Origin of the sequence: Trichocoleus sp. FACHB-40 (genome assembly GCF_014695915.1) — a bacterium.
GTDB classification, from domain to species: Bacteria; Cyanobacteriota; Cyanobacteriia; order Cyanobacteriales; family FACHB-T130; genus Funiculus; species Funiculus sociatus.
The window spans coordinates 22,841-49,838 of sequence record NZ_JACJPF010000043.1 but is presented as its reverse complement, the minus strand read 5'-3'; the positions used below and the strand labels follow the sequence as shown (position 1 = coordinate 49,838).

Sequence of the window (26,998 nt, the reverse complement as noted above, 5' to 3'; positions counted from 1 at the left end):
ATTAGCAATTAGCTTTTAACTAAAATCACGCAACATCTTTTTAATTTCAATGTTGTGCATTTCTTCTGTGCCGATCATAGTGCGGGCAAATTCTTCCAGATAAATGCTGCAATCTTGCACCGTTTCGAGTAAAGCTTTATACAAATCCAAAGCTTTTTTCTCGTGGTTCAAACTTTCCCGCAAAATATCCTGCACTGAGTGTTGGTAGCTTTCTTCCATCGGAGCAATTCTTAGGCTAGGATGGCCTTCTAAGCCTGTGAGAATTTCTCCAGCTTGCTGAGCGTGGGTTAAAGATTCTGTTGCTTGCAACTTAAAAAAGTCTACAATCGGAATCCGGTTTGGGCCAGTCACCATTAGGGAATAGTGAGTATAGCGCACGACACCAGCTAGCTCAAATTCCATGATTGAGTTCAGCAGGTCGGTGGTCTTTTTTTGGTCAAGCTCTTTCATCAGTTTTTAGTAAAGACGTGATATATCGCGTCTGAGTTTTGAATAGAAACGCAATATAGCGTTTCTCAGTTGGGTGGAGTATATCGCAATTCTGTCCTTCGGGCAGTTTTGCTAGGGGCATGGCAATGTCATGTCCTTACAGATTCGCACCCAACCGTTGAATTGCTATATGTTGCGTCTCTACAACTTATTTAATTACTTTTTGCGCGTTTTGCTCAATTGTTTTAACTAATTGGGAAACTTGCTCTGGAGTTTTCACGGGTGCAGCAGGAGGAACAGCCGAGGGCCACGCGGTTTTGAGTTCAGTAATGCTGGATGCGATCGCTTTTTGTGCTTCCGGATTCTCTTTTGCCATTTGGTCAGAGACATTGTTTAACAATTGGTCAGCATAGTTAACAAATCCCCGCGAGTCCTGATACTCAATTGCGGCGGACACTTTACCGTTAGCGATCGCTGCTCCATATTCTGAGTTTGCCGCATCTAGCAACCCATTAACTACCTGTAGCACGAATTCCGGTGACTGGCGCTGTTGTTCTGGCAAACCTTGAATTGCTCCATCAACCGCCTGCATGGAAACCTCAAAATTATTCTTTACTTGGGGATCTTTAGGTTTAGACTTCACCAAATCTTGCAAACCGATCAAAGTTGTCTTAAATTCTTTGACGTTTCGCTCTTGGAGTTGCTCTTCCACATCAACATAAATCTCTTCTACTGGGTGTCCGATGTGAGGTTCTGCCTGTTCTGGTTTTTGCTGATCTAGTAGTTCTTTGGCAACCACAAGATGACCTTTCATCAAACCTAATTTTGTCATATAGTCAACATCTTTTGCTTCTCCAGTCAGCACTACATCCTCAATTGTGACCATATCTTTAACTTGGTCAAATTGCTCTTGGCTAATCACTTTTTTAGATACCAATTCTTCAGTGCTACCGTAGGGACGGCTCGCCTGAATTTTATTCGACAGTGCTGGAACGCCTAACTTTGCTTCTAACTTATCCAACTCGGATAGGATGGCGCTGTTGATGTTAATTTTCCGTCCGCCATGATTGCTGTGGGTTGTTGTGGCGACCGGACTGGAACTAGCAACAGGTGCCGTGTTTGTGTTTGAGGTGTCACTTGTGGAAGGTGTCTGACTACAGTTGCTCAGAATAAGCAGACTAGCGACAGCAAAGGCAATAGCGAAAAAACGAAAGATAGATTTCATATTAATTCTTCACAATTTCTGATCAAACTGGGAGGGTGCTAGTGCTGACTTTTAAAAAAGCTTATCAACAGCTAAGCATGAATCATTCTCAAACTGTTGATAATTTTTGTCAACAGTTTGAGATAAATATCTGACTAACATAGAGGCACTAGGCGTTACGTTCGATGACATCAAAGACACCCATGCAGCCTGCTTCGGCAATGTAATCTTGATGGGGATGAAACATATACTTCCCCGGATACCGGAAGCTAAATTCCAGAATGTGCCGTTCAGCAGTTCCCATCGTAATTACATCGGTTTCCTCAGTAGGTTTGAGAGTCCTTCCTGTGGGATAAACCTGAAACATATTCGCATGAAGATGAAACGTTGCCGCCACATCAAATTCAATCATGTTCAGGAGATATAGCCGAATCAGTTGATTTTGGTAAATCGGGATCGGGTGCATCATGTAGTAGTCTGGCAGACCATTGAAAGCGTAGAGTTCATTGTGCCGATCGTCGTCAATGTCATAGCCAGCCATCATCAGCACCATTTCATCCGCCGGGGGACGACTTTTAGGCGGGTCGATGATAAACATCCCGTAGAGTCCTTTACCAATATGTCGCGTAACTGGTTCAGTGTGACAGTGGTACAAATGTACTCCAAAAGGTTCCGCGTCAAACTCATAAACTGTTGCTGCACCGTGACGCACAGGTTTCACCCCATCCATTTCCGAGCGATGGAAACCGTGAAAGTGCATTGAATGGGAATGTCCACCTTGGTTGAGGAAAAGAACTCGAATGCGATCGCCTTCTTTCGCTCTTAACGTTGGCCCCGGTACGCGATTGTTGAAGTTCCAGGTGTTGAAAGTAACAGCACTATTGAGCTGAAGCGTGGAATTATCAGCAATAATGCGAAACTCCCGGATTTGCCGTCCGTTTTCCTGCTTTATCGTGCCATAATCAAAATCCCGCAGCACCGCCATTGGATTAATGCCACTAGCCATCGCCGCATCGCTCGGCAAAGGTGGTATTATTACCCGTGCTTTAGAGTTCACTTGGGATAACTGTTTGAGAGCGATCGCTGCTCCGGTTAAACCGATTCCTGCCATTCCCACCTTGAGAAATGTGCGACGGTTCCATTCAGTATTGTTGTGCGGACGGTCTGTCATGAACCGATTGTTATTGAAAATAATTCCTTACTATTGAAGTATATATGTCAGAGTAGTTATTATCAATTATTGTCAATAGCTGATGCCTTGTAGACCTTGTGTATGGCCTTGTTAGCCACAAGAGCAATTAACTCTATTTACCTCCACGATCCAAACGACAGGTTGATTGAAATATCGAATTAGGTCAAGTAAATTAAAACGCGATCGCACCTAAAGCTACTTGTTTACAGTTCAAAATTTAAGTCCAGGCGCGAAAGAAAGTGTTATCTTGCCAAGCAGCCGCAGTGCGTTGCTCAATTTGGGCGATCGCATTCTCAGACAGTGGTTCAAATGCCTGCGCCACCTTGACATTCGACTCCAACTGTGCAATATCTTCAGCAGCAATCACAGCACAATGAACACCGGGGACTGAAAGCGTATACCCCAATGCTTGGTGCATCCCGTCCAGCACACCAGGCTTAAACAATCGCCCGTAGGCTGGCACCTTCATGGCAATTACTCCCACCTGCTTGCTTCGTGCCACAGGCAGCACCGCAGGTATAAACGGACGCGGGTGGTGTTTATCTGCGGCATTCACTGGGATGAGTGCTGTATCAAAGGCATAGCGACGCAAACCTTCAGCAATAATTGCCCCTTCGTGGTGTCCGGTGATGCCCACAAAACGCACCAGTTTTTGCTGCTTTGCCTCTTCTAAAGCTTGAACCGCACCATTACGCCCAAAGATTGTATCTAGTTCTTGTTCAAAAGAGACGTGGTGGAGTTGCCACAAGTCAAGGTAGTCTGTGTTTAGACGTTTTAGACTTCGCTCTAATGCACGCCAAGCACCGTCTCTATCTCTTTGAGCCGTCTTGCTAGCAAGGAAGAGCCGCGCCCGATGTGCTGGCAGCACTTTGCCTAGATAGTCTTCACTAGGGCCATAGCTATCTGCCGTATCAAAGTAGCGAATACCCAAGTCTAAAGCACGTTGAATCAGAGCGATCGCTTCCTTTTCCTTTCCTTCCCAAGATATCGGTGTCTGACCCGCACCACCCAAACCCAGAATAGGAACGCGCACCCCTGTATTACCCAGTACCCGTTCTGGCATTGTCGCCGTCGTTGGCACCCCATCTGATGATGCTGTAGATTGTTGTTTCAGCGCCGCACCCCCGACGATTCCCCCCGCCACAGCCATACTTGTCGCCAAGAAAACACGGCGCGTAGTTTTTGGTGTCATAGTTGTTTTATGGTGGTGGTTCTTTCTTTGTTTTAGCAGCGATCGCGCTTATATTTCCCACCTCCCAAGGATAATCTCCAAGGATGTTTTTTATTGTTATCAAAAGATGTGTTGGCTGGGACACCGCCTATTTGCCTCGTGTACCTGTGTCTCTGCGCTTAAGAAAATTCGTTAATTTCTCGACAACGCCACAAACAGCCTGAAAATCGACAATGTACGAGAAAGTTGAATAGTGTGAGAAGTGGTGTTAAAAATGTCTCAAATCTTACCTAATCCTCTCAACAAAGTAAAAGTAACAACTAATTTATTTTGGCTTTTGCCTTTTTACCTTTCCCCTACCTTGATCGTCCATCCAGTATTAGCAGCAACACCCCCTAATGGGGAAGTGACGTTTTCTGCCTCCTCTCCCCTTGTGGGTGAGGGGATAGGGCAGAGGGGCGATATATCTACAAAACTCGGATACTCCCCTCCAGAGGAAACCCTACCAGAGCCAGAAACATCAGTGACTCTGATGCCTTCAGATAAGCCAATCGACGAAACACCAATTTTGGAACAAATTGACCAACAAAGCTTGGAAGAAATTGACCAAGACACTGACCCCATGAGTCAAGTCACCAACATTTCCCAGCTTAGGGATGTCCAGCCCGGTGACTGGGCTTATGAAGCGCTGCGCTCGTTAGTAGAGAGATATGGTATAATTAGCGGCTATCCAGATGGCACATTTCGGGGCAACAGATCCTTAAGCCGTTATGAATTTGCCGCCGCCGTAAAAGCAACCTTAGATCGGATTACTCAAGCGCTAGCTGTACCAGGACCGAATGCCATCCGCAAAGAAGACTTAGCGATTTTAAAACGCTTAGAAGCAGAATATACCCTAGAACTAGCCCTCCTGCGCGGGAAAGTCGATGCAGCAACAGCGCGAACTGCGGAACTAGAACTGACTGCATTTTCCAAAACCACCAAACTCGCCGGAGAAGTCATCTTTGGAGTTGCCACTATTCCCACAGGAGAAGATGCGACTGGTAAAGATATCGACGACGCGACGATTTTCGGTCATCGGACGCGCCTAAACTTAAAAACCAGCTTGACAGGTAGAGACTTACTCTTGACGCGACTTCAGGCAGAAGGACTCGGTTCTCTTTCTAACCGCACCCTCACACCCGAAGGCGACTTGGCTTTTGCTGGCGATACCAGCAGTGATGTGGTTATCGATGAGCTGCTGTACCAGTTCCCAATTAACAACAACACGCAAGTCGTTGTAGCTGCTAATGCTGATGCCGCAGATTTTACCAATACCGTTAATCCTTACCTAGACGGCGATGGTGCCAGAGGTGCCTTATCTCGCTTTGGGACGCGCCCTTCCATTTATTATCAAGTTGAAGGTGCTGGTGTGGGTGTCAGGCACAGCTTCAGCGACAAACTGGAACTAAGTTTAGGCTATTTAGGTGGTGACGCTAGCAATTCTGCTGCTGGCGGTGGTTTGTTTAATAGCTCTTATGGTGCCTTAGCACAAGTATTATTTAAGCCAAGCGATCGCGCAAGCATTGGCTTAACCTATGTTCACGCTTATAACAACGACCTGCAAACGGGCAGCAAGGATGCTAATCTAGCTAATTTGTTCAATCCACTAGGTTTCTCAGTTGTTACCAATTCTTATGGCGTAGAAGCTTCCTTTCAAATTAGTCCCCAGTTTGTAGTGGGGGGATGGGCTGGTTACACAGCGGCGCGAGTAATCGAGCGAGGGGATGCTAGTATTTGGAACTGGGCTGTGACGCTGGCTTTTCCTGACTTGGGGAAAAAAGGCAATCTGGCGGGTTTAATTATTGGCATGGAGCCGAAAGTCACAAATCAGGCTGAAAGCCTCAGCCAGTTAGGTATCACAGACCCAGACACCTCATTGCATCTGGAAGCTTTCTATCAATACCAGCTGACGGATAATATCTCCCTTACACCAGGAATAATTTGGCTGACGGCTCCCGACCATAACGCTGCCAATGATGATATTTTTATTGGCACCCTCCGCACCACGTTTAGTTTTTAGCTAGTGGCTAATGGCTAATTGTTTATCAGCCATTAGCCACTAGCTAAAAACTAATGATGAATTTCCAGGTTCAAAATATAGCTACCCAACTCAACCTTCTCTGACCACAACTCGTACTCCAGCCGCAGATGCTCCGGTAAAACACGCCCTTCTAGCGTCAAACTCCGGGTATAATTCCTCAAACGTAGCTGTCCAGAACCGCTTAATGACTCGCTGTGCAGCCAATAGCGGCTCAGTCCATAAATGCCGCGCTCCCACAGGTGACGATAACTCAACTTGCCGTTTCCCTGCATAGTCATAATTACCCGGTAAGGCGAGATTTCTAGCCACAAGAGTCGTGGAGTTACCGTCGTTTGGTCGTCACCAGGCGCAGGCTTTTTGGCGCTAGGTTCCCATTCTCCGATTGACGGTTCCGTGAGCAGTAGATGAAACCGCTCTTTGTCTTTTTGATAGAGTGTGGCAGAGGTTTCAACTGTAGACCAAACCGGAAGATTGGTAGATACAAGTGATAGACAGACTGGTTTGCGGTGATGGGTCAGCATTGAGTGTGAGGAGATAGAATACTATTTCTGTTCTAACAGCTCTAGAGAGGGCAATTGTAGGGATCGTCTTATTAAATCACGTCTTGCTTTAAATCACCTCTTGCTGGGTAGCGATCGCTTCCTTCCCCCACCCGCCAGAAAAAAAATTCTACAAAAGTGTTGACATAACCATTCTTATTGGCTATCTTAATAAAAGTGCAAAGGACAGGCCCCCATCGTCTAGAGGCCTAGGACACCTCCCTTTCACGGAGGCGACGGGGATTCGAATTCCCCTGGGGGTACTAAAACTAAATAATCTAAATCACGTCCCTGTAAGAATTTAAAGCCTTACAGGGACGTAATTTATATAAAGGCGAATAGGGAATATGCCAGACAAACTAGATAGATATAGGGTAGGCGTCCACCCTAAGCTATTTTTCAGTGAGTTTGTCAATTTTTTCTTTAACGCCGAGAAGAAGTAGCGATCGCAACAGCACCAAGAACCAGATTCCAGATAAAGTCATAATAGCTACACCCAAGCCACTATACCCAGGCAGTGACAGCAGCATCACGCCAGCTATTAAGCTGAAGCCAGTACAACAGGCATAAATTAGGCTTTTAATAGCTAGATTAATACGTTTGAGGACGCGATCGCTCTCAACTGTTCGCACCCGCAATTGCAACTCACCCCGTTCAATTCGTTCTTCTAAACGCCGGATTACAATTTGGGTTGGGTTAGGTTGTCGCAACTTATATTTAACGAAATCCCTAGCTTGCCTGGCTAATTCCCCGATTAGCGTTCCTTTTCCTTGAGAGATAGTGATACTTTTAATGAAAGGTTGAGCAGCTGCTACTGGGTTATATTCAGGATCTAACGACCTAGCGATGCCATCCAGAGTAGTCAACGATTTTAATATAAATGTCATCTGAGCAGGCAAACGAAAGGGTTGCTGCTCAAACATGGCATAAGCTTCTGTACTCATTTGACTAAAAGCTTTTATATCTATAGGCTTTTCCGTAAATTTATCTAAAATAAATGTTAATAATCTTCGTACTGGGGTCATATCTGCCACTGGCACAATTAACCCCATGTCAATTAAGGTATCAAGTACCTCGTCTGTGTCCTTTTTTAATACTGCAAAAAACGTCCTAATCATCTGATCTTTAGCAAGTGACTTCAACTCTGCCATCATGCCAAAATCATAAAAAATTAGGCTACCATCTTGACTGACAGCCATATTTCCCGGATGGGGATCTGCCTGAAAAAAGCCATCTAGTAATAATTGTTTTAAGTAACAACAAATACCAAGCTGGTTAATTTTCTTAGGATCTAAACCACAAGCTTCAATTGTTTTGCGATCGTTTACTTTTATTCCCGGTAAATAGTCCGCCGTCAAAATTTTGGTTGTGGTGTAACGCCAATAAACTTTTGGGACAAGAATCCGAGGATAACCGCTAAAGTTGGTAGCGAAGCGTTCTGAGTTTTTCCCTTCTTGGATATAGTCAATTTCTTGATAAAGAAGGTTAAAAAACTCACTATAAATTGCTTCTAATTCATACTTTCTTGTCCAAGCCAAATAGCGCCGACAAAACCGGACAAGTTTACCCAAAGCTTGAAAATCTAATTTGAATAGCTTTTCTAATCCCGGACGCTGTACTTTAACTACTACATCTTCCCCGGTGTGCAGTCGTGCTTTGTGTACTTGTCCTAGACTCGCAGCAGCAATGGGGAGACGATCGAAATCCCGATACAAAGCATGAATAGAGTTGCCGAGTTCGGATTCAATTAAAGCGATCGCTTGTATGTCGCTAAACTCAGGAACCCGATCCTGTAGCTTTCCCAACGCCTCCACATATTCTAGGGGTAGCAAATCAGCACGAGTGGACAATGCCTGTCCAATCTTAATAAATGTCGGCCCTAAATCTAGCAGAGTATTAACTAACCACTGAGCGCGGCGTTTCCTATGTAAAGTGGAATCGTTTTTAAATACACTATCCCACCACAAATAAAACATCAACGCTGCTGCTGAGCCAAAAATGTCTAGTTGTCGTGCTAGTGGAGAATATTTATTTCGTTGCCAACGTAGTGGTTTAGGCTCCGCCTTTTTAAGCATAATATTGGTGATTAAAGCGAGAAGTCAGAAAAGAATTAAAAATTTGTAATTAGGCATTTTTAATTCTTAATTTTGTGGCTTCTAGACTTTAGATTTTGGTAAGGTCAAAAACTAGAGGTAGGGTGAGAGTAAAGCAGGTTTCACAAGATTGGGTATCCTCAATAGGACAGCTAGTGAGTGCGATCGCGCCATTTATGTGCTGTACTAAAGACTTTACCAGAGCCAAGCCCAACCCAGTGCCTTGAACGGCATTTTGGATCGCAACTTGGCCGCGACGGAATTTTTCAAAGATATGCTCCACTTCTGTCGGTGAGATGCAAGCGCCAGTGTTGGTTAAGCAAAGCGCAATTTGATTAACTTTCTGACTGACCTGGTGAGTAACCCGCAAACTAACTATAGAGTCAGGCTCGGAGAATTTTCCAGCATTGGTCAATAGTTCTTCTAGAATGCGGTTCAGGCTGTCGGAATCGGTTTGCAGCATCAGCGATCGCGTAGGGGACTCTATCTCCAAGGTTAATCCCTTATCCGCCCATTTTTTGGCAAACGGCTCAGCCAAATTCTGAATTACTTGCTTGAGGTCTATCTTTTGCAGCTCAATCGGAGATTTCTTAGACTCTACTTTTTGCAGCGTCAGTAAGTCAGTGATCAGATTAATTTCCTGAGTACACTGTTGATCTAAGATTTCCAGGTACTTAGCACGGCGTTCGGGCGGCAGTTCCGCTTGACGCAACATCCGAATCGCTACACTCATAGTAGTGAGCGGTGTTTTCAACTCGTGATTGATAGCGTTGATGAACTCATCCTTAATTTGATTGAGTTGGCGCAGCTGCTCAACCTGTTGGCGCATTTTGTCATACAACTTCGCTTGGACTTCTAAACTCCTTTGTAGTTGAGCGGTGCGTTCCTCGACGAGATCCTGCCTCACCCGTATTGATTGATGTTGAATAATTGCCGTACTCGCCTGGGCGCTCACCCATTTTACTAGCTCTAACTCTTCTGACTGCCAGGAACGAGGCTGATGATGCTGTAGCACCAGAAATCCCAGCACAGTACCTTGACTTTCTAGGGGAACCATCAGCAAAGCTGGCATGGTTTCCAGGTCAAAAAGGTCAAAACCATTAGAGGTGGGAATATCTTGTTTATCGGTAATAATAACTGGCTCAGGTGCCTTTTGGAAGGCTTGTTGGCACAGGTAACAGTCTGACAGCAAAAAGGAACTTGGGAGAGTTGAAGAGAGCGGGTTTATCGAAGATTGTTCGCTGCTGATATTGTCAGCACTCTCCCCTAGAGCGCTCCCCGACTCCGAAATAGCGGCTTGTTCCCCTGTGTTGTATTCACAAGCAACCGTAACCTTCGCTTTGGGAAGAGCTTTTGTTAAAGAACGAGTTTTGAATAAGGGATCGACGTATTTCAACAGCAGAATAAAGCCACGTTCGACCCCAAGAGCTTGGGCGGTACCAGCGATCGCCATCTGAAGAATCTGATTTACTTCAATGGCACTACGGATTGCCATCGTTAGCTGGCTAATTAGAGTTTGGTATTGAGTGGCGGCCCGTAACTGGCGCTGGAGTTGCACTTGAGAAATAGCGATCGCTACTGAATCTGCTACGGCTTTGAGCAATCCTTTTTCAACGTCTGTCCACTCCAAGGCTTGCGATCGCCCTATGACAATCGACCCATTGGCTCGTGATTGAAACTTGGTTTGAATTACCAGAACTGCTCGTACCGGATCTTCTACAGCAAACCTAGTTTCAATTACATGAATATCAGAAATGGCTAGCGGTTCGCTATTGCTTAAGTTATCTTCTAGCAATGGGTTCAACAGCATCCACAGCTTAGAGCGAACCTCACTCAAATTTCCCGCTAAACCTGTGTGGTCATCGGCAGACCACACGACCGTTTGCGGTGTTGCCTGATGGCTAGCAACAGATGAAATTAAGCACGTGTCTGCCTGAAAACTCTTGCCCAAAACATCCGCTATCTTTAGCAACACCGTTTCCGGATCGGGGCTATTGAGGAGGATTTGAGTAATCTGTTGCCCGATTTGAATCGGATCGCCCTTATAGTTCATGACTGCGCCCTTATGTTCCTGCGTGAAAACTGGACTGGAAGGGCTAGACAGCTTTGAGGTAAAAGAATCTACCCTCCGAGGTGCTAGTAGCGATCGCCCTTCCGGAGCCGCTAGATTCTCCGGAACCGCTTCGCATCCGCTAACGCTAACGTGCAGATGCTTCGCTATGCCAGTGGCCACATCCATATCCGCTTGTGCATCATTCATCTTCGCCGAGCTTAAATAGGGGATCGTTAAGTGAGTGTCTAAGAGACACTGTTACTGTGTAGAGGACAGGCTTTGGACACAGTGGCAATAGAAGCAGCGGTTTACCACAGAGCTTTCCGCAGCAAATTTCTTACAACTATGACTGGGTAAACCAGATCCTAAGCTCTCCCCTCTCTAGATTAGGATTCCCAGAATTTACAGTTTTCTACCAGCTTGATTAGCGAAATTCTAAAAGTTATGAACCTATATCCCCCGTCTTCAAGTGGCATATTCGATTTTTTCGTGATTTTACTTAGTAAAAGGTGATTTAAAATACTTTAATTGCCTACATCTAACTGCCCAATCGCTAGCCCCCCAAAATAGATGTGATTCAAAATGCAAAGTGTAAGGGGTGAAAATTACTGTTTTTATCAACCGTTCTACACAAAGAGCTGATTATTCTAGAATTTTCTCCGCCTCCAAGCACGGGAGATTTTTAGGCTTGCTGACCAGACATCGCTGCTTGCGTTGACCTGGTAGAAAGCTAGAAATACTTTAAGTCATAGCTATGGTTATTGCAGTGACACGTTAAGAGGATAAATGCGATCGCGATCGCATTTATCCTCTACCTAAAGGCTGAAATTAACCGGGACTGGGGGCTGGGGACTAGGGAATAGGGACTAGGTAAGACTTTTTCCGAATTCTCATTCCCAATCCCCAATCCCCAATTCCCAATCCCCAATCCCCATTACCCAACTAAGAACGCCTTTTCTGCGCTTCCCGTTGTGCAATCTCACTCTTTTGGCGATAAGCTGTGACACGATTCTGAGCTGTTGAATAGCGGGAATCGGTCTGGGGTACAGCAGCCATCAGATCGGATGCTCGTTGCCACCTAGCTGCTAAATCCAACCACTGAGCCGAAGTTTGAGCATCTTTCCCAGCCCCAGCAGTTTGTTCAGCTAGTCGTACAGCTTCAGCAAAAGGATCAGACGAGGCAGATACAGGGGTAGTGGTAGCCCCTGATAATGGAGTGGGGGATGTTGCTGGCGGTGTAGTCGGCTGTGCCGGAGAGTTTGGCGATGCAGTTGGTACCCTAGCGATCGTAAAAGGCCCTAGCCAATCATAAATAGCCCAGCCAACTAGCACTAAAAATAACGATAAACTTGCACCCCCAACAATGCCGCGCCAGAATTGGCGTTTTTCTCGCCCTGAACGGGAAGAAGGCTGCGGAAGGGGTGCCTTATTTTTGGCAGGTTTGCGATTTTTTAAATCCTCCCCTAGACGGCGGATAATGTTTGGCTTGGCAAGGATAATTTCTTCTGACCAGAGCAGTTGAGCGTCCGGATCTCGGCTAATTTCTTCTAACCAGAGTAATTGTTGCTCTCGGACAATCCGACTGTTGATATTGACGCGCCGAATATTGTGCGGAGCAATTGACTCCAGAATTTGCCGAATTCGCTGCACCAGGGTAGATTGTTCGAGTTGCTGGGGAGTAGCCGCCTCACACAAAAGTTGCAAGACACCATCGACAAACATCGCTCTGGTTCTGACACCAGAATCTGCCAGCTTTTCATTGAGTATTTGAATAATCGCCGCGACGCTGCCCTGGCGAGCCTGTTTGGCGATGTCATCCATCGGATCAACCATTTTTATTTGAGCAAATGATGCGGTAGTTCAACCTGAGTTTTTTTTATTTATTAGAGTATCAGTGTTTTTGTTTAAGATCCGAAGATAAATTTTGTTTGATTGCCCATGCCCACTTTACTGCTAGTCAGACAAAACCGTACTCGTCTGGGAAACCGAATTTTTGCCGTAGGTGGTGCGCGATCGCGTTCTTGGCAGCCTGCGCTCTCTTTAAGAGGGCGGATGTCGCTCTTGGATGATAAAGTGAAATAGCTAAACTCCAAGATGGGAAAACCGGGATACTGCTCATGGGCGCATTGATTCGCGGCGCAATTTTTGTTCTGGATGACAACATCGATACCGATCAAATTATCCCAGCTGAATACCTGACTCTGGTTCCCTCAAAGCCTGACGAGTACGAAAAACTGGGTAGTTACGCTCTCGTTGGGTTGCCAGATCGTTACGGCGAGTTTGTGAAGGCGGGCGAAATAAAAACACAGTATCCCATCATTATCGCTGGAGAAAACTTTGGTTGTGGTTCTTCACGGGAACATGCACCGATAGCTCTTGGTGCTAGCGGAGTAAAAGCAGTAGTAGCTCTAAGTTACGCTCGGATCTTTTTCCGTAACTGTGCAGCAACCGGAGAACTCTACCCTTGGGAATCTGTAGAACGGCTGTGCGATGAATTTGAGACGGGACAAGAAGTTTCAATTGATTTTGAACAAAATCAGCTGATTAACCATACGCTAGGCAAAACCTACTCGCTGAAACCTTTGGGCGAAGTAGGCCCGGTGATTGATGCTGGCGGAATTTTTGCCTATGCTCGTCAGACAGGGATGATTTCCCGGTAGCGGTCAAAAAATTATGAGCTATGAGTTTTGAGTTGATTTTTTTAATTCAAAACTCAAAATACCACACTCAAAATTTTTAAAGTTGACAGCTATTGTTTTTACAATAATTTACAATACTTAAAGTGTCCTTCTTCTAAGAAGAATTTACAACTATGCTGCTGAAGTGTACCACCCGCCACATCCGTATCTACACTGCTGAGGTTAAGAACAACGAACTGGTCGAAAGTGATAAAGTATTAACTCTGGATATCGACCCAGATAATGAATTTAATTGGAATGACGACGCTCTGCAAAGAATTTATCGCAAGTTTGATGAATTGGTTGAATCCTACAATGGTGCAGACTTGACAGAATATAATTTGCGCCGCATCGGTTCTGATTTAGAGCATTTCATGAGATTCATGCTGCAACAAGGTCAAATTAGTTATAACTTGAACAGCCGGGTTCTCAATTACAGTATGGGGCTACCCCAAGTAAGCGCTCAAACTGCTGAGTAATAAGAATAATTAGTTGTTAGATAAAATTGTATTTAAAACAACTTCTAACAACTAATTACTTGAAGTAACTTACCACCAAACTCGTTCGCCATTTTCGTCCACGCGAGCCTGGCGAATCACGTCAGATATTTCTTCGGCATCTTTAACGTGGTGTAGAGCCTTGTGTTCGCCATCCGGTTCTTCTACTTCAAAGTAAGTAGGAACAACGATATGATCGCCAGTGATATCCGGTGCATCTACAGCGATTTGCTCTCTTTTTTCTTCAATGCTTTGAGGTTCTTCGGAGATAGTATCGCCTGGATTGGTAGTTCTATTTTTTGTATCTTTGGATGGGGTTTCCATAAAACTCCTGAAAATTTTAAAATTTATGGTTTTCTTGTTTTAGATTAGAAGAATGAAGATGCGATCGCATCTTTCTGCGGGCGTAAGTCAAGTATTGATTAATTCCTTCATTTAGGAAGGGCATCCTATGGGTTTTGGGGAATATCGATACCGTCCGCAGGCGGATTAGTTGTAGCAGCCTGTGACGATCGCTCAGTTCGCTTCCGCTCCAAAAACTGCTTCATAGCCGTGCGACGATTGTCCAAAAAGCGGCTCCAGAACCCAGGAAGAAAATGATCCATCGTTTCAGCAAGCGCCCAAGCTTCGAGATTCATCATCTTGGAACGCAGATGGTGAGACTGCTGTAAATTAGAAATTAATTGCTTAATCTCTGCACTAGCAGGAGAGTTAAGGTCTGTGAAGTTCGGTTCACCAGAGGTGTTGGTTTCAGGCTTCGGCATAGCGATCGCAAAGAAGATAGTATGACAAGAGTTAAGCAGCACAAAAATCAACGGAAAGCTGCAATTGAGGATATACGGATCAAGCAAGATGGCTCCGCAAGCATTTCCCTAAATGCTAGTGCCGGGAACACAGCCTAATTCAAATCTAACGCTACCGTGCAAATTTCCTCGCACCTGGTCTACCCATGAATCGATAAACTGATAAATAGCTTGATTATCTCGTAACTATAGTGTATGAAGAATCGTCGGAAAGCCCTTGGAAATATAAACCTTGGTGGTGTCAGCCTTGGTCGATCCTGCTGACTGGTATCGCCATAATCGGTGCATCTTGGGTGCTGGGGAAAAGTATTTGGGTAACGGTTGGCGTGTCAATTCCTATCCTCATCTGGATGTCATACTTTTTGTTATTCTGGCCCCGATTGATGAAGCTTTATTACCAACAAACGCAAAATTCTATTAGGGAAGAATGATTTTAATTGAAAAATCACTAATCTATAGGGTGCCAGACGCTACAATCCAGAGTAACGCTCAGATTTGGCAATTTGAGAAAAAGCTGCTTTTTGTGGGTAGCCAATCTTGAAGGCAAGCTAAATCGCAACTGGCTGATAGGAGCGCATAACCTTGATGAAAAATCCGGCGGCAACGCTACACTGCTCAAATCCTAACTGTCAGGCTCCAAACCTTGAGAGCCATAACTTTTGCCAGCAATGCCGCACGCCGCTTGCAAAACGCTATCTGTGGGCGATGGGTGAAGGGATAGAAGCGTATAAAACTGGAAGCCTGATTGCTGAGAGATACTTGCACAAGAGCGATTCCCTTCGGGATAGCTTCGCTTACCGCATTGTTCTAGATACTAGACCAGGGCTATTGCCACAGATGCCGCCGGAGATACCAAATAGCCTCATACCGTATCTCAAGCTTTCTTCCTATCAACTGCACGTTCCCCAAGTATATGGGCAAATAACATCGGGCGAAGGAAGACGTAACAGCGAAATTTGGCTGCTAGAAAACTCACCCATCTACACCACTGGCAACGTTGAAGGGCAGCTGATGCCAGAACTGGCCAGCGTCTGGAAAAATGCGTCTCCCATGAGCCAACTTTCCTTTCTCTGGCAGATGGCTTCTTTGTGGTCGCCTTTGCAAAGCAACCGCGTAGCTTCTACTTTGCTGACACCAAAACTGCTGCGAATAGAAGGTTCAATCTTCAGATTGTTGGAATTACGCGACGACCAAAATCAACCAGCCACCCTGCAAAAATTAGGTCAACTTTGGTCGCAATGGGTGGGTTCCGCACATCCAACAGTTGCCAGTTTTTTAGCACAAGTTTGTCAGGAGCTGGTACAAGGAACAATACCGTCATCAGATCAACTGGTGGTACATTTGGAGTCGGGACTCGCTAAAATTGGGCGATCGCTTTCATACAGCTATCAAATTGTTACCCGTACCGACACCGGCCCTATCCGCAAGCAAAACGAAGATTCCTGCTACCCACCTTCTCCAGGTAGTCAGGAGACACAAGAGCATCCCTTAGCGATTGTTTGCGACGGCATCGGCGGCCACGAAGGCGGCGAAGTAGCCTCGAATCTAGCGATTGAAACCATCCGGGAGCGGGTAGAGCATCTGCTGGAAAACCCGAACAATATAAACCCGACAACTATCAATCTGGAATTAGAAAGCTTTGCCTGTGCTGCCAATGATGTCATCAGCCAGCGCAACGACTTAGAACAGCGCCAAGACCGACAACGCATGGGAACCACGTTAGTGATGGCACTAGCCCACGCTCATGAAATGTATATTTCCCATGTGGGAGATAGTCGAGCTTACTGGATTACTCGCACTGGTTGCCGTCAGGTAACGCTGGATGATGACATTGCTTCGCGAGAGGTGCGCCTGGGATATTCTCTTTATCGAGCTGCTGTGGAACAAGCAGGCGCTGGTTCTCTGGTGCAAGCCTTGGGTATGGGTTCATCATTAATGTTGCATCCCACTGTACAGCGCTTTGTTCTGGATGAAGACTCTATATTTTTACTCTGCTCGGATGGTCTGAGTGACAACGACCGAGTAGAACAATATTGGGAAACAGAGATTCTGCCAGTTCTGGAAGGTCAGATTGATTTAGCAACAGCTGGATCGCGACTAATGGAGATTGCCAATACCCAAAATGGACACGACAATACTACTATTGGCCTAGTTTACTGCCAGGTAAGACAGGCACAGGCTGGACAAAATGCCACCGCGCTACAGATGGCAGCCATTCCAGAACCTGAAGCTGGGGGAACGCGAAATTTGGCTTCTCCCCAAGCTGCTTCTTCCAGAATTAAAACGAAGATTATTCCGCAGCGATCTTCCTCTGGGAGCCCCTGGTTGCCCCTACTGATGCTACTTATTTTGGCAGGTTTAGGGGGAGCGATCGCTTACTGGTTTCTTCCAGAAGTCCAAGCTTGGGTGAATCCCCTAATTGGTCTGGATTCCACTCCCACCCCCACCGCCACAACGCCGACTACCATACCACAGTCACCAGAACCACCAGTCACCACCCCCACCCCGGCTGCTGATATAGAAGCGGGAACTATAGTGCAAATCAACAGTTTCACAACCAGGAACTCTCAAGATAACGAAGTTCCCGTTTTACTCAGGCGGGGTACTCAGCAACCTCAAAACGAATCAGTAAACGGTATAATCTTGCCCGGTAGTGTTTTGCAAGTCAGCTCAATTCAAAGAAATGGAAACCTAGACACCTGGCTACAGGTACAGGTTTGCTCAACGCCTGCTACCCCTGAACCTCCAGTTCCTCCCAACGTAAATGCTGGTACCCAAAAACCACCAGCCGCCCCGGAACAAAAAAAACAACCGCCAGGAGTCGTTTGGCAACCCTCACAGACAACTGGTTCTAAGTCACCTGTTATCACCTATCGTCCAGTGAAACAAGGCGATCTCGGCTGGATAAGAGAGTCGGAATTTACACCTGTACTGGTGCAAAATTTCACAGCTACGTCTAGTAATTTAGGTGAATGTGCCATTAAAACTGCCTCACCAACGCCAGCGACCACAGCATCACCTTCTCCTTAGAACATTGGCAGATTATCATAGTCAGCAACTTCTATCGAACTGCACTAGATAAAAATCTTTGCTCTCAAGCTGAGCGATAACAGCTGGAGAGATATATCCTATAAGTATTTCCTTGCTGTTCAGGTAGACTGAATAAAAAGCCCCATAAATTGCCAATTTTAAGGTTGATGGCTTTGAATGCACCAATCTGAGAATCCCTGCCTTAGTTTAGCGATCGATCCTCTCTCCAGAACCACTACTGGGGCAGAACGTTTTGCCATATGGGTTCTGAAGGCTCCCTTTCCGAATGGGCAAGTCCTCAACGAGTGTGTTTGGCCCGAGACTTTAACGCAGTCCTGGCGAGCATGGCAAGAAATGTTCTCCACACGGGAACTGCCTGATGTTCCCCAGATACATCAAGCTTCCTTGCCACCTCTAGCCCCTAAGTCCGTAAACACAAGCCCCTCTGCGAACGGTCAGGTGCTTCCGTATACGGCAATGTTGATGCAAGATTTAGGGATTAGCCTCTGGAGGTGGCTGTTTGATGGAGCGATTAAAAGAAGTCTCGATCAAAGCGAAGGATTTGCCAGAGGGCAGAAAAAACAGCTGCGGCTGCGGCTAGAAATTCGCGATCCGGATTTAATCGCTGTGCCTTGGGAAATTATGCAACCGGAGACAGGGAAACCAGCGATATCGCGATCGCAACAAATTCTTTTTAGTCGCACCACCAGCAATGTTGACCCCCTACCACCCCAGCGCTTAGAACAGTCTTTAAATATTCTGCTGATACTGGGAGATCCTGACCCAAACCAGAATAATGGCGGACATAAAACAGCTTCCCCTTTGCAGCTTGAACAAGAGGCAAAAGCTCTAGCTAAAATTCTGGAATGTTGCAAAAATGACTCTCAAGAAGGTGAAAATTCCAGCCGCACAGTGCTGTGCCAAGTGGATACACTTCTGCAACCCACAAAAGCAGAACTGATTTCCCGCCTGGAAAATGAAAAATATAATATCTTGTTTTATGCAGGTCATGGCGAACGAGCGCCAGATGGCGGCTTACTATTTTTGCGACCAGATGCCCGAATCAATGGCACAGAATTAGCGCAGGTTTTGGTTCGCTGTCATGTCAAGCTGGCAGTGTTTAATGCTTGTTGGGGCGCTCAACCAGAGCGGTACAACCAGCACAGTCTACCTCGCAGCAGTTTGGCAGAGGTGCTGATCCATCACGGTGTCCCAGCAGTGTTAGGAATGCGGGAGCCAATTGCCGACGAGGAAGCTCTCTCCTTTATTCAGGCTTTTGCCCAAGCTTTGGCAGCACAAAACTCAATTGATGAGGCGGTGGCGGTGGCAAGACAAAAGCTGTTAACGCTTTACAAATTCAACCAACCAGCTTGGACTTTGCCAGTTCTCTATATGCACCCGCAGTTTGATGGTGAGCTGATTAGACCTATTGAGGAGAACCCCACGCAATTCCCGGTAGATTCTCTACAAACGCCTGAATCAACCACTCAATCAGCTTATCTGCGTTTAATCGGAGGGCTGTCTAAAGTTGAGCAAATTGAAGGCGGACATATGCGTGTAGGACGCCACCGAGAGAATGACTTGGTAATTGAAAAACAAGAGGTTTCTCGCAAACACGCTGAAATCTTCTGCCGCGATTCTTTTGAAGGGGGTAAGCCTACTTATTTCTTAAGTGATAATTCTTCATATGGCACGTTCATTTTAGGCCCCAATGGTTGGCAAAAAGTATTCCATCAGGAAGTACCATTACAATCTGGAACCCAGTTAAAGTTTGGAAGTGTCCAGGGACAAACCTGGGAATTTATTATTCAAGACAATATTGAGTAATGATTAATGTTTACGGAACGGGTTAAGGTGCCACTGTAGCTATCCCTGCCGACGTTGGTAAAACAATACACACAGGAGCATCAAAATGGCGGTAAAATCAATGGAATTTGAATGTCTTGAAAATTCTCGCTCGCAAGTGGAAACGGAGCTACTAGAAGCTCTCCTACAGCCAGATGAGTCTACTTATCCTTGGAATCCTACTGATCCAAACACGGAAGCGTATTGGGCAGAGTTGGAACAAGGGTTTGAGCTTGATGGGTGGTTGGATGAGGAAATTACAGCTAGATCGCGATCGCTGTATGCTAAATTCGACGAATGTTGGGTTAGAGATACATCTGTAGCAGTTGCTACCGAATCAGCCGCAGTCTCGGTTAGAGCTAAAATTGCCGAACGGTTTGCAAGTAGTGTTCCCCAAGAGTGGCTGGATACGATATTTTCAAAAGCCCAAGATGTGGTGTCAAGTCAATTGTCACTTACAGATAAGATGGTGCAGTGCGTTCAGGATCTTTTACCTGAGTGGGGTGAAGATGTTTTGCAGGTATGGGCGCGTCCATTAGCATTCTCTATGCGAGAAGCTGAGGTAAGAAACGTCCGCCTAGTAGATTGGAGTGAGTTATCTCAGACTGAGCAGGCGCGTTTGAGTTTAGCGATCGCTCACGATGCTATAAACGAATTCAACAAGCTAACTGCACAAAGCGAACAGTAAGTTGACTAATTGACATATTAGATTGGCTTTAAGCCGCAAGAGCGATCGTCAGGAACTTGCCTTTTGTTTTGAAATCAACAAAAACCATATAGAGCAATTTGCTTAGGATGGGTGATGTGGACTTTACACCTCTAGCTACTGTGTGGTGTGCGTCGCGTTCCATAAGACCGGTGAGTATATCAATACCACCGGTTATATATTTTTTAGGGAAATTTGTATTTAGAGTTTGAGTAACTTTTTTCCTGTCGCCTCAAGGAAAGGAGAAATACTATTTTGAATTTTGATAGCTTTGATAAGGAGAAGGCATGATATAGCGTTTATCAGTTGGGTGGAATATATTGCCGTTCTGAGGTTCCCGCTTGGTAAAGACATAGCGATGCCATATCCCTACAGATATATAGCACCCAACCCTGGAATTGTTATATTTCAGGTTGTAGTCGGGGAGCCATGCCTTCGCCCTTTTTAAGAATGGCTTACGATTACCACGTAACCTTGCCGTTGTCTAGTAAGGGAGGAAAGTTTGCGCGATCGCCTTGATCCCTAAAGAGTCAGAGATATAATTCAATCGTTTTGATAACTCCAACTTAACCCCTATCTTAATTTTATTGATAGATTAGTCTCCCCAAGAAAAATTCTATACATACCATTGGATCTTTCATTCATAAGCTAGGGTTGTAGGTTAACCATTCCTCTATTAAAGGTGATAAAGTTACATTTAACGCAGAGATACAGCAGAGTTGACTGACATCTAGCAGTTAACGCAACTGAATTTAGCAAACTTTTTTGAAGCTAATTGCCGCACACCTATAAGTAGGTTAGTGGCTAGCTTATAGCGACCAATTATCAATTGCAGTAACCTTTGTCCTCCACAGGAACTAGGGCTTTTCTGTATCTAATTGGCATAGCTGTTTGCATTTAAAAAGCATCTTTTTAAGAAGTATCTGCTGCGTACAAAATCACAGGGAATCCATTCCGAGGAGATGTTATGAGCCAGTTTTCCAATCAAGTTTCCCGCCGCAAATTTCTCTTAACTGCTGGAGCATCTGCTGTAGGTTCTGTATTGCTAAAAGGCTGTTTAGGAAATCCCCCCGAACCGGGCGGCACTCAAGCACAGACAACTTCTGGTGCTGCTCCTGCTGCTAACATCAACCCAGAACAAGCGCCGGAAACTCCGAAAGTAAAACTAGGATTTGTCCCCATTGTAGAATCTGCTCCCCTAATTATTGCTCAAGAAAAAGGCTTCTTTGCTAAATACGGCATGACTGGAGTTGAACTTTCTAAGCAAGCTTCCTGGGGTTCCATGCGGGATAACACCGAGATTGGTTCAGCAGGTGGCGGTGTTGATGGCGGTCAATATCAGATGCCAATGCCGCATTTGATTACTGAAGGTATTATCACCAAAGGTAATCAAAAAATCCCCATGTACTTACTGGCTCAGTTGAATACTCATGGGAATGGAATTGCCGTTGCCAGCAAGCATCTAGGGAAAGAAATTTCCTTGAAAATGAACGGCGCAACTGCATTCTTCAATCAACTGAAATCAGCAAACACTCCGTTTACAGCCGCCCATACTTTTCCGCAAGTTAACCAAGATTTCTGGATTCGCTACTGGTTAGCAGCAAACGGCATTGACCCAGATGCTGATATGAAATTAATTCCCGTACCCTCGGCTCAAACTGTCGCCAACATGAAGACGGGGACGATGGATGCTTTCAGTACAGGCGACCCCTGGCCCTATCGAATTGTTAAAGATAAGATTGGCTTCATGGCTGCATTAACCGCAGAAATGTGGAAAAATCATCCTGAAGAATACTTGGCTTTAAGAAAAGATTGGGTTGACAAAAATCCCAAGGCAACTAAAGCGATTTTGAAAGGTATCATGGAAGCACAACAGTGGTTAGATAATTTTGATAACCGGAAAGAAGCAGTACAAATTCTCGGTTCACGGAATTATTTCAACCTTGCACCAGAAATCCTTGAAAACCCAATGATGGGTAAATACGATATGGGTGATGGTCGCGTTATTGACGATAAATCAATGGCACCTTATTACTGGAAAGATGAGAAAGGTAGTGTTTCTTATCCCTACAAGAGCCACGATCTTTGGTTTATCACAGAAAGCGTCCGCTGGGGCTTTTTGCCTGAATCTACATTGGCAAATGCTAAAACCATTATTGATAAAGTCAATAGGGAGGATATTTGGAGAGAAGCTGCCAAAGAAGCAGGAATTGCTGCTGCTGACATTCCGACAAGTACATCTCGTGGCGTTGAAGAATTTTTTGATGGTGTCAAGTTTGACCCAGAGAATCCCACAGCTTACCTACAACAACTGAAAATCAAGAAAGTGAAAGCTTAGTCTGTTGTCAGCCGCTAGTTGATAACAAACAACAGACAACGGACAAAAAACAGTAGACCAATTACTAATTACCAATTACCCAACTTTAGGAGAAGACTGTCCATGACAACGCTACAAAGACGCGCTTCAACTACTTCCCAGAACGCCTGGTTATCCCGCCTGAACAAGCAATTTCCCGACCTGATACCGCCAATTATAGCGATCGCTATCTTCCTCCTCGTGTGGCAGCTGTTTTCTTGGACTCCGGGTGCGACACTACCAGGCCCCATTCAGGTTATCAAAGACACTTGGATACTGATTCTGTATCCCTTTTATGACAAAGGTGGTACGGATAAAGGCTTGTTTTGGCAGATTTTCGCTAGTTTACAGCGGGTGGCTATTAGTTACTCCTTAGCAGCGATTATGGGTATTGCCTTGGGCATCTTGATTGGTACAAATAAAATGATGTCCAAAGCTTTAGATCCCCTCTTCCAGTTATTGCGAACTGTACCGCCTCTAGCTTGGGTGCCAATTTCTTTAGCAGCATTGCGCCAAAACGAACCAGCCGCCCTTTTCGTAATTTTTATCACCGCAATCTGGCCTATCTTGATTAATACAGCGGTGGGAGTGAAGCAAATCCCTCAAGATTACAACAACGTCGCCAAAGTTTTGCAGCTTTCACGGAAAGAATACTTCTTCAATATTCTCATTCCTGCTGCTTTACCCTACATTTTCACAGGTTTGAGAATTGCAATCGGTTTGGCTTGGTTGGCAATTATCGCAGCAGAGATTGTGATGTCCGGGATTGTCGGGATTGGCTTCTTTATCTGGGAAGCGTATCAGAATAACGCAGTTAGTGAAGTTATCTTGGCTTTAGTCTACATCGGTGTTGTTGGTCTGCTGCTAGACAAAGCGATGGGTTGGATCGAAACGCGGATTGTACCCGAAGGACAAAAGTAACTAATGGCTAATGGCTAATTGCAATTAGCCATTAGAAACAGACAACTGACAAAGAATAAAGGACAAATAGATGAGCGTTTTTGTTGCCGTTGACCAAATAGATAAGGTTTTTTCGTTAACCGGAGGTGGTACCTATGTCGCCCTCAAAGGAATTGACCTCCAGATAAAAAAGGGAGAATTTGTTTCTCTAATTGGTCACTCCGGTTGTGGTAAATCCACTTTGTTAAACATGGTGGCTGGTTTAGATTTGCCAACTGAAGGTGTAGTGACGTTGGAAGGACAACGCATTACTAAACCTGGCCCTGACCGGATGGTAGTATTCCAAAATTATTCACTATTGCCTTGGCGCACGGTACGGGAAAATATTGCCTTAGCGGTAAACTCGGTGATGAAAGATTTACCTGCTGGGGAACGCAAAGCAATCGTCGAGCAGCATATTGATATGGTAGGCTTGCGTCATGCTGCCGATAAACCACCAGCTCAATTATCGGGTGGAATGAAACAGCGGGTTGCGATCGCACGCGCCCTCGCTATTCGTCCCAAGTTACTGCTATTAGATGAACCGTTTGGTGCATTAGATGCACTGACACGGGGTAACTTGCAAGAACAGCTGATGAAAATTTGCGAAGAAAACCAAGTTACCGCCGTCATGGTGACTCACGATGTCGATGAAGCGGTACTGTTATCTGACCGAATTGTAATGCTGACCAACGGGCCAGAATCCAAGATTGGTCAAATTCTGGAAGTTGATATTCCCCGACCCCGCAAGCGGATGGAAGTGGTAGAACATCCCAGCTACTACAGCTTGCGAAGTGAAATGATTTACTTCCTCAATCAGCAGAAACGGATTAAGAAAATTCGCGCGAGAAAGACGACAGCGATCGCGCGGCATGGTCTAGAAAAAGTTAATCTCGATATTGGCTTCTTACCTCTCACCGCTTGTGCGCCTCTAGCTGTCGCTAAAGAAAAAGGTTTCTTTACCAAGCATGGACTTGATGAAGTCAACCTGATGCGCGAAACCAGCTGGCGGGGAATCACCGACGGCATGACTGGCGGATATTTAGATGCCGCCCAGATGCCCTCTGGAATGCCCATCTGGTTAACCCTGGGAGGTCATGAAAACCGCCCCGTTCCGGTCGTCACCTCCCTGACCATGACCCGCAACGGCAACGCCATCACCCTCGCCAAGCGCTTTTACGAGGAAGGCGTGTACAGCTTGTCAGATTTTAAAGATTACCTGCGTCGCACCCCCGGTCAACACCGGATGGGAATGGTGCATCCCAGTTCCATGCACAACCTGCTGTTGCGTTATTGGCTGGCAGCTGGTGGCATTGACCCCGACCGCGACGTATCCCTCAAAACCATCCCTCCCGCCCAAATGGTCGTGGATTTGCAAGCCGGAACGATTGACGGTTACTGCGTCGGGGAACCTTGGAACCTCCGCGCCGCCGAGGAAGAAATTGGCTTTACCATTGCGACAGACTTAGAAATTTGGCTAGGACACCCAGGCAAAGTGCTTGGTGTCCGGGAAGACTGGGCAGCAGCTTATCCTAACACCCACATCGCCTTAGTTAAAGCTCTCTTAGAGGCTTGCAAATACTGTGCAGATGCGGCGAATGCCCAAGAGGTTCGGGAGATTTTGGCGCGGCGGGAGTATGTCAGTACCGATTTGGCTTACATCCAGATGGGAGAACCAAACTACTCTGCCTGTAGCTTAGAGCATCCGATGCGCGAGTATGCCCATCACCAGTTTTACGGCGAAGGTGGTGTCAACCGTCCCAGTCGCACTGAACAACTTTGGATTATGACGCAGCTAGCGCGTTGGGGCGATACTCCTTTCCCCAGAAATTGGGTAGAAATTCTGGAACGAGTCTGTCGGGTTGGTGCGTTCAGCACAGCAGCGCGAGAACTGGGTCTTGACATTAGTTACACTCGCGGACCAATTCAACTGTTCGATGGCACTCCCTTTAATGCCGATGACCCAATTGCCTACCTCAACAGTCTGGCGATTAAACAGGATTTTTCAGTTGCGGAAGTTGTCATCGATTCAAGGACGAAGACAGCAGCTTAAAGAAAGGCAAAAGGCAAGAAGAAAGAATTTCCTGTTTTTACTCTTGCCTTTTACTGATTCTCTCAAATGCTTCTCTTAAAGCTATCTCTCCTCTGCGTTTTCTAGACCTCTGGCAAAAGTCAGCCCTGAAATTTATTTCGGGCTGAACGCCAAAGTTAGCTTTAGCTAACTGGCAGACATTTTCAGCCCGTTTTAACGGATTTTAGCTTTAAGCCTGTAGCTTGCTTCTCGCTTTGTGAGGACTTTAGTTCAAGGCATTTAGGCAAGAGGTCTTGTGTATCTGAAGCGGTTCGTTATCTGGTAATTTAAGCTTACAAGCTGAGTAAGTAAGCGAAACAATCCCACCCTACTCCTAACTCTTCAACAGCCATGCAAGCCTTCAACTTTCAAACCTCAACTTCTTTAACTCAAAGCTCAAAACTCAAAACTCAAAAGTCCCCTAGTTCACCGTTTTTGGTGATTGAGAACGTCTCCAAAGTTTATCCAACGCCAAAAGGCCCTTACACGGTATTGGAAGACGTGAATCTCACCGTACAGCAAGGCGAGTTTATCTGCCTCATCGGTCACTCTGGCTGTGGTAAATCGACACTGTTGAATATGGTGTCGGGTTTCAATACGCCCAGCAGCGGCGAGGTGCGGGTTGGCTCTAAGCGCATCACTCAGCCGGGGCCAGACCGCATGGTAGTATTCCAGAATTACGCTTTGTTGCCTTGGCGGACTGCGTTTGAAAACATCTACCTGGCGGTTAACGCAGTTTATCCTAATAAGCCGGAAGCTGAAAAAAGGGCGATTGTAAAAGATCATCTAGCGATGGTGGGACTCACAGAAGCTGCTGACAAAAAGCCGCCCCAACTATCCGGCGGGATGAAACAGCGAGTAAGTATTGCCCGTGCTTTGGCGATTCGTCCCCAAGTCTTAATTCTAGATGAGCCTTTTGGAGCGTTGGATGCAATTACCAAGGAAGAATTACAGGAAGAACTGCTGAAAATTTGGAACGACAACCGGGCGACGGTTTTGATGATCACTCACGATATTGATGAGGCTCTATTTCTAGCAGATCGATTGGTGATGATGACGAATGGGCCTCATGCTAAAATTGGCGAAGTGCTGGAAATTCCTTTTCCGCGTCCGCGCGATCGCGCTCGCATTATGGAAGATCCACAATACTATAAGCTGCGGAATCACGCTCTAGATTTTCTCTACAATCGCTTCGCCCACGACGACGAATAAAGCAAAAGGCAAAAGGAAAAATAGCGCCCTTTTTTTCCTTTTGCCTTTTAGCGCGTTAATTATAAAAAATACTAACGCTTTTAAAACAATCTCAATG

General features: G+C 45.7%; 22 protein-coding genes and 1 tRNA gene. 13 read left to right on the top strand and 10 right to left on the bottom strand.

Features of this window, described 5'->3' with window-relative positions; translation table 11 throughout:
* Positions 1 to 15: 15 nt before the first annotated feature.
* From H6F63_RS07715 to H6F63_RS07700, 4 genes are all read right to left on the bottom strand, one after another.
* Positions 16 to 450, bottom strand: a complete 435-nt coding sequence (locus H6F63_RS07715; RefSeq protein ID WP_190417600.1) for a ferritin-like domain-containing protein — start codon at positions 448 to 450, stop codon at positions 16 to 18.
* Between the two features lie 187 nt (positions 451 to 637).
* Positions 638 to 1,654, bottom strand: coding sequence for a helix-hairpin-helix domain-containing protein (locus H6F63_RS07710; protein ID WP_190636296.1), 1,017 nt, complete (start codon positions 1,652 to 1,654; stop codon positions 638 to 640).
* A 148-nt stretch (positions 1,655 to 1,802) separates the two neighbouring features.
* On the bottom strand, positions 1,803 to 2,804 hold the full coding sequence (locus H6F63_RS07705) for a multicopper oxidase domain-containing protein (protein ID WP_190417596.1): 1,002 nt from the start codon (positions 2,802 to 2,804) through the stop codon (positions 1,803 to 1,805).
* Positions 2,805 to 3,042: 238 nt separating this feature from the next.
* Positions 3,043 to 4,017 carry an aldo/keto reductase gene (locus H6F63_RS07700; protein WP_190636295.1) on the bottom strand — a complete coding sequence of 325 codons (975 nt, stop codon included), beginning with the start codon at positions 4,015 to 4,017 and terminating at the stop codon, positions 3,043 to 3,045.
* 253 nt (positions 4,018 to 4,270) lie between these two features.
* On the opposite strand from H6F63_RS07700, the gene H6F63_RS07695 reads away from it, so the two are divergent.
* Complete coding sequence (locus tag H6F63_RS07695) at positions 4,271 to 6,058, top strand: iron uptake porin (RefSeq protein ID WP_199297872.1); 1,788 nt, start codon at positions 4,271 to 4,273, stop codon at positions 6,056 to 6,058.
* Between the two features lie 50 nt (positions 6,059 to 6,108).
* Here the strand turns inward: H6F63_RS07695 and H6F63_RS07690 are convergent, their stop codons facing one another.
* On the bottom strand, positions 6,109 to 6,600 hold the full coding sequence (locus H6F63_RS07690) for a hypothetical protein (protein ID WP_190636293.1): 492 nt from the start codon (positions 6,598 to 6,600) through the stop codon (positions 6,109 to 6,111).
* 208 nt (positions 6,601 to 6,808) lie between these two features.
* On the opposite strand from H6F63_RS07690, the gene H6F63_RS07685 reads away from it, so the two are divergent.
* Positions 6,809 to 6,881, top strand: a tRNA-Glu gene (locus H6F63_RS07685).
* Between the two features lie 129 nt (positions 6,882 to 7,010).
* On the opposite strand, the gene H6F63_RS07680 is transcribed toward H6F63_RS07685, so the two are convergent.
* The 3 genes from H6F63_RS07680 to H6F63_RS07670 form a co-directional block, all read right to left on the bottom strand.
* Positions 7,011 to 8,693 (bottom strand): AarF/ABC1/UbiB kinase family protein, encoded by a 1,683-nt coding sequence (locus tag H6F63_RS07680; protein WP_190636291.1) that lies wholly within the window; start codon positions 8,691 to 8,693, stop codon positions 7,011 to 7,013.
* Positions 8,694 to 8,781: 88 nt separating this feature from the next.
* Entirely contained in the window at positions 8,782 to 10,971 is a 2,190-nt protein-coding gene (locus H6F63_RS07675; RefSeq protein ID WP_190636289.1) for a GAF domain-containing protein, read from the bottom strand.
* Between the two features lie 735 nt (positions 10,972 to 11,706).
* On the bottom strand, positions 11,707 to 12,597 hold the full coding sequence (locus H6F63_RS07670; RefSeq protein WP_190636287.1) for a hypothetical protein: 891 nt from the start codon (positions 12,595 to 12,597) through the stop codon (positions 11,707 to 11,709).
* A 105-nt stretch (positions 12,598 to 12,702) separates the two neighbouring features.
* Between H6F63_RS07670 and H6F63_RS07665 the strand changes: the two genes are divergently transcribed.
* From H6F63_RS07665 to H6F63_RS07655, 3 genes are all read left to right on the top strand, one after another.
* Positions 12,703 to 12,846, top strand: coding sequence for a hypothetical protein (locus H6F63_RS07665; RefSeq protein WP_190636285.1), 144 nt, complete (start codon positions 12,703 to 12,705; stop codon positions 12,844 to 12,846).
* 35 nt (positions 12,847 to 12,881) lie between these two features.
* A complete protein-coding gene (locus tag H6F63_RS07660) occupies positions 12,882 to 13,424 on the top strand; it encodes a 3-isopropylmalate dehydratase (protein WP_190636283.1) in 543 nt (180 codons plus the stop codon).
* Positions 13,425 to 13,576: 152 nt separating this feature from the next.
* Positions 13,577 to 13,921 carry an NAD(P)H-quinone oxidoreductase subunit M gene (locus tag H6F63_RS07655; protein WP_190417581.1) on the top strand — a complete coding sequence of 115 codons (345 nt, stop codon included), beginning with the start codon at positions 13,577 to 13,579 and terminating at the stop codon, positions 13,919 to 13,921.
* A 69-nt stretch (positions 13,922 to 13,990) separates the two neighbouring features.
* Here H6F63_RS07655 and H6F63_RS07650 read toward each other — a convergent pair whose 3' ends face one another.
* Positions 13,991 to 14,263 (bottom strand): hypothetical protein, encoded by a 273-nt coding sequence (locus tag H6F63_RS07650; protein WP_190636281.1) that lies wholly within the window; start codon positions 14,261 to 14,263, stop codon positions 13,991 to 13,993.
* A gap of 125 nt (positions 14,264 to 14,388) precedes the next feature.
* Positions 14,389 to 14,745 carry a hypothetical protein gene (locus H6F63_RS07645; protein WP_199297862.1) on the bottom strand — a complete coding sequence of 119 codons (357 nt, stop codon included), beginning with the start codon at positions 14,743 to 14,745 and terminating at the stop codon, positions 14,389 to 14,391.
* Positions 14,746 to 14,933: 188 nt separating this feature from the next.
* Here H6F63_RS07645 and H6F63_RS07640 point away from each other — a divergent pair, with 188 nt between their 5' ends.
* The 8 genes from H6F63_RS07640 to H6F63_RS07605 all read left to right on the top strand — a co-directional run bounded on the left by H6F63_RS07640 (position 14,934) and on the right by H6F63_RS07605 (position 26,901).
* Complete coding sequence (locus tag H6F63_RS07640; RefSeq protein ID WP_190636279.1) at positions 14,934 to 15,173, top strand: DUF6737 family protein; 240 nt, start codon at positions 14,934 to 14,936, stop codon at positions 15,171 to 15,173.
* 154 nt (positions 15,174 to 15,327) lie between these two features.
* Positions 15,328 to 17,772 carry a protein phosphatase 2C domain-containing protein gene (locus tag H6F63_RS07635; RefSeq protein ID WP_242019595.1) on the top strand — a complete coding sequence of 815 codons (2,445 nt, stop codon included), beginning with the start codon at positions 15,328 to 15,330 and terminating at the stop codon, positions 17,770 to 17,772.
* A 177-nt stretch (positions 17,773 to 17,949) separates the two neighbouring features.
* Positions 17,950 to 19,599, top strand: a complete 1,650-nt coding sequence (locus H6F63_RS07630) for a CHAT domain-containing protein (RefSeq protein ID WP_190636275.1) — start codon at positions 17,950 to 17,952, stop codon at positions 19,597 to 19,599.
* Between the two features lie 85 nt (positions 19,600 to 19,684).
* Positions 19,685 to 20,305 (top strand): hypothetical protein, encoded by a 621-nt coding sequence (locus tag H6F63_RS07625; protein ID WP_190636273.1) that lies wholly within the window; start codon positions 19,685 to 19,687, stop codon positions 20,303 to 20,305.
* A 985-nt stretch (positions 20,306 to 21,290) separates the two neighbouring features.
* The gene (locus H6F63_RS07620) at positions 21,291 to 22,661 is read left to right on the top strand and encodes a CmpA/NrtA family ABC transporter substrate-binding protein (RefSeq protein ID WP_190636271.1); all 1,371 of its coding nucleotides are present in this window, start codon (positions 21,291 to 21,293) and stop codon (positions 22,659 to 22,661) included.
* Positions 22,662 to 22,763: 102 nt separating this feature from the next.
* Positions 22,764 to 23,600 (top strand): nitrate ABC transporter permease, encoded by an 837-nt coding sequence (gene ntrB / locus H6F63_RS07615; RefSeq protein ID WP_190636269.1) that lies wholly within the window; start codon positions 22,764 to 22,766, stop codon positions 23,598 to 23,600.
* 70 nt (positions 23,601 to 23,670) lie between these two features.
* Entirely contained in the window at positions 23,671 to 25,671 is a 2,001-nt protein-coding gene (locus H6F63_RS07610; RefSeq protein ID WP_190636267.1) for a nitrate ABC transporter ATP-binding protein, read from the top strand.
* Positions 25,672 to 26,040: 369 nt separating this feature from the next.
* Positions 26,041 to 26,901: a nitrate ABC transporter ATP-binding protein gene (locus H6F63_RS07605; RefSeq protein WP_190636265.1), complete on the top strand. Its 861-nt coding sequence runs from the start codon at positions 26,041 to 26,043 to the stop codon at positions 26,899 to 26,901.
* Positions 26,902 to 26,998: the final 97 nt, after the last annotated feature.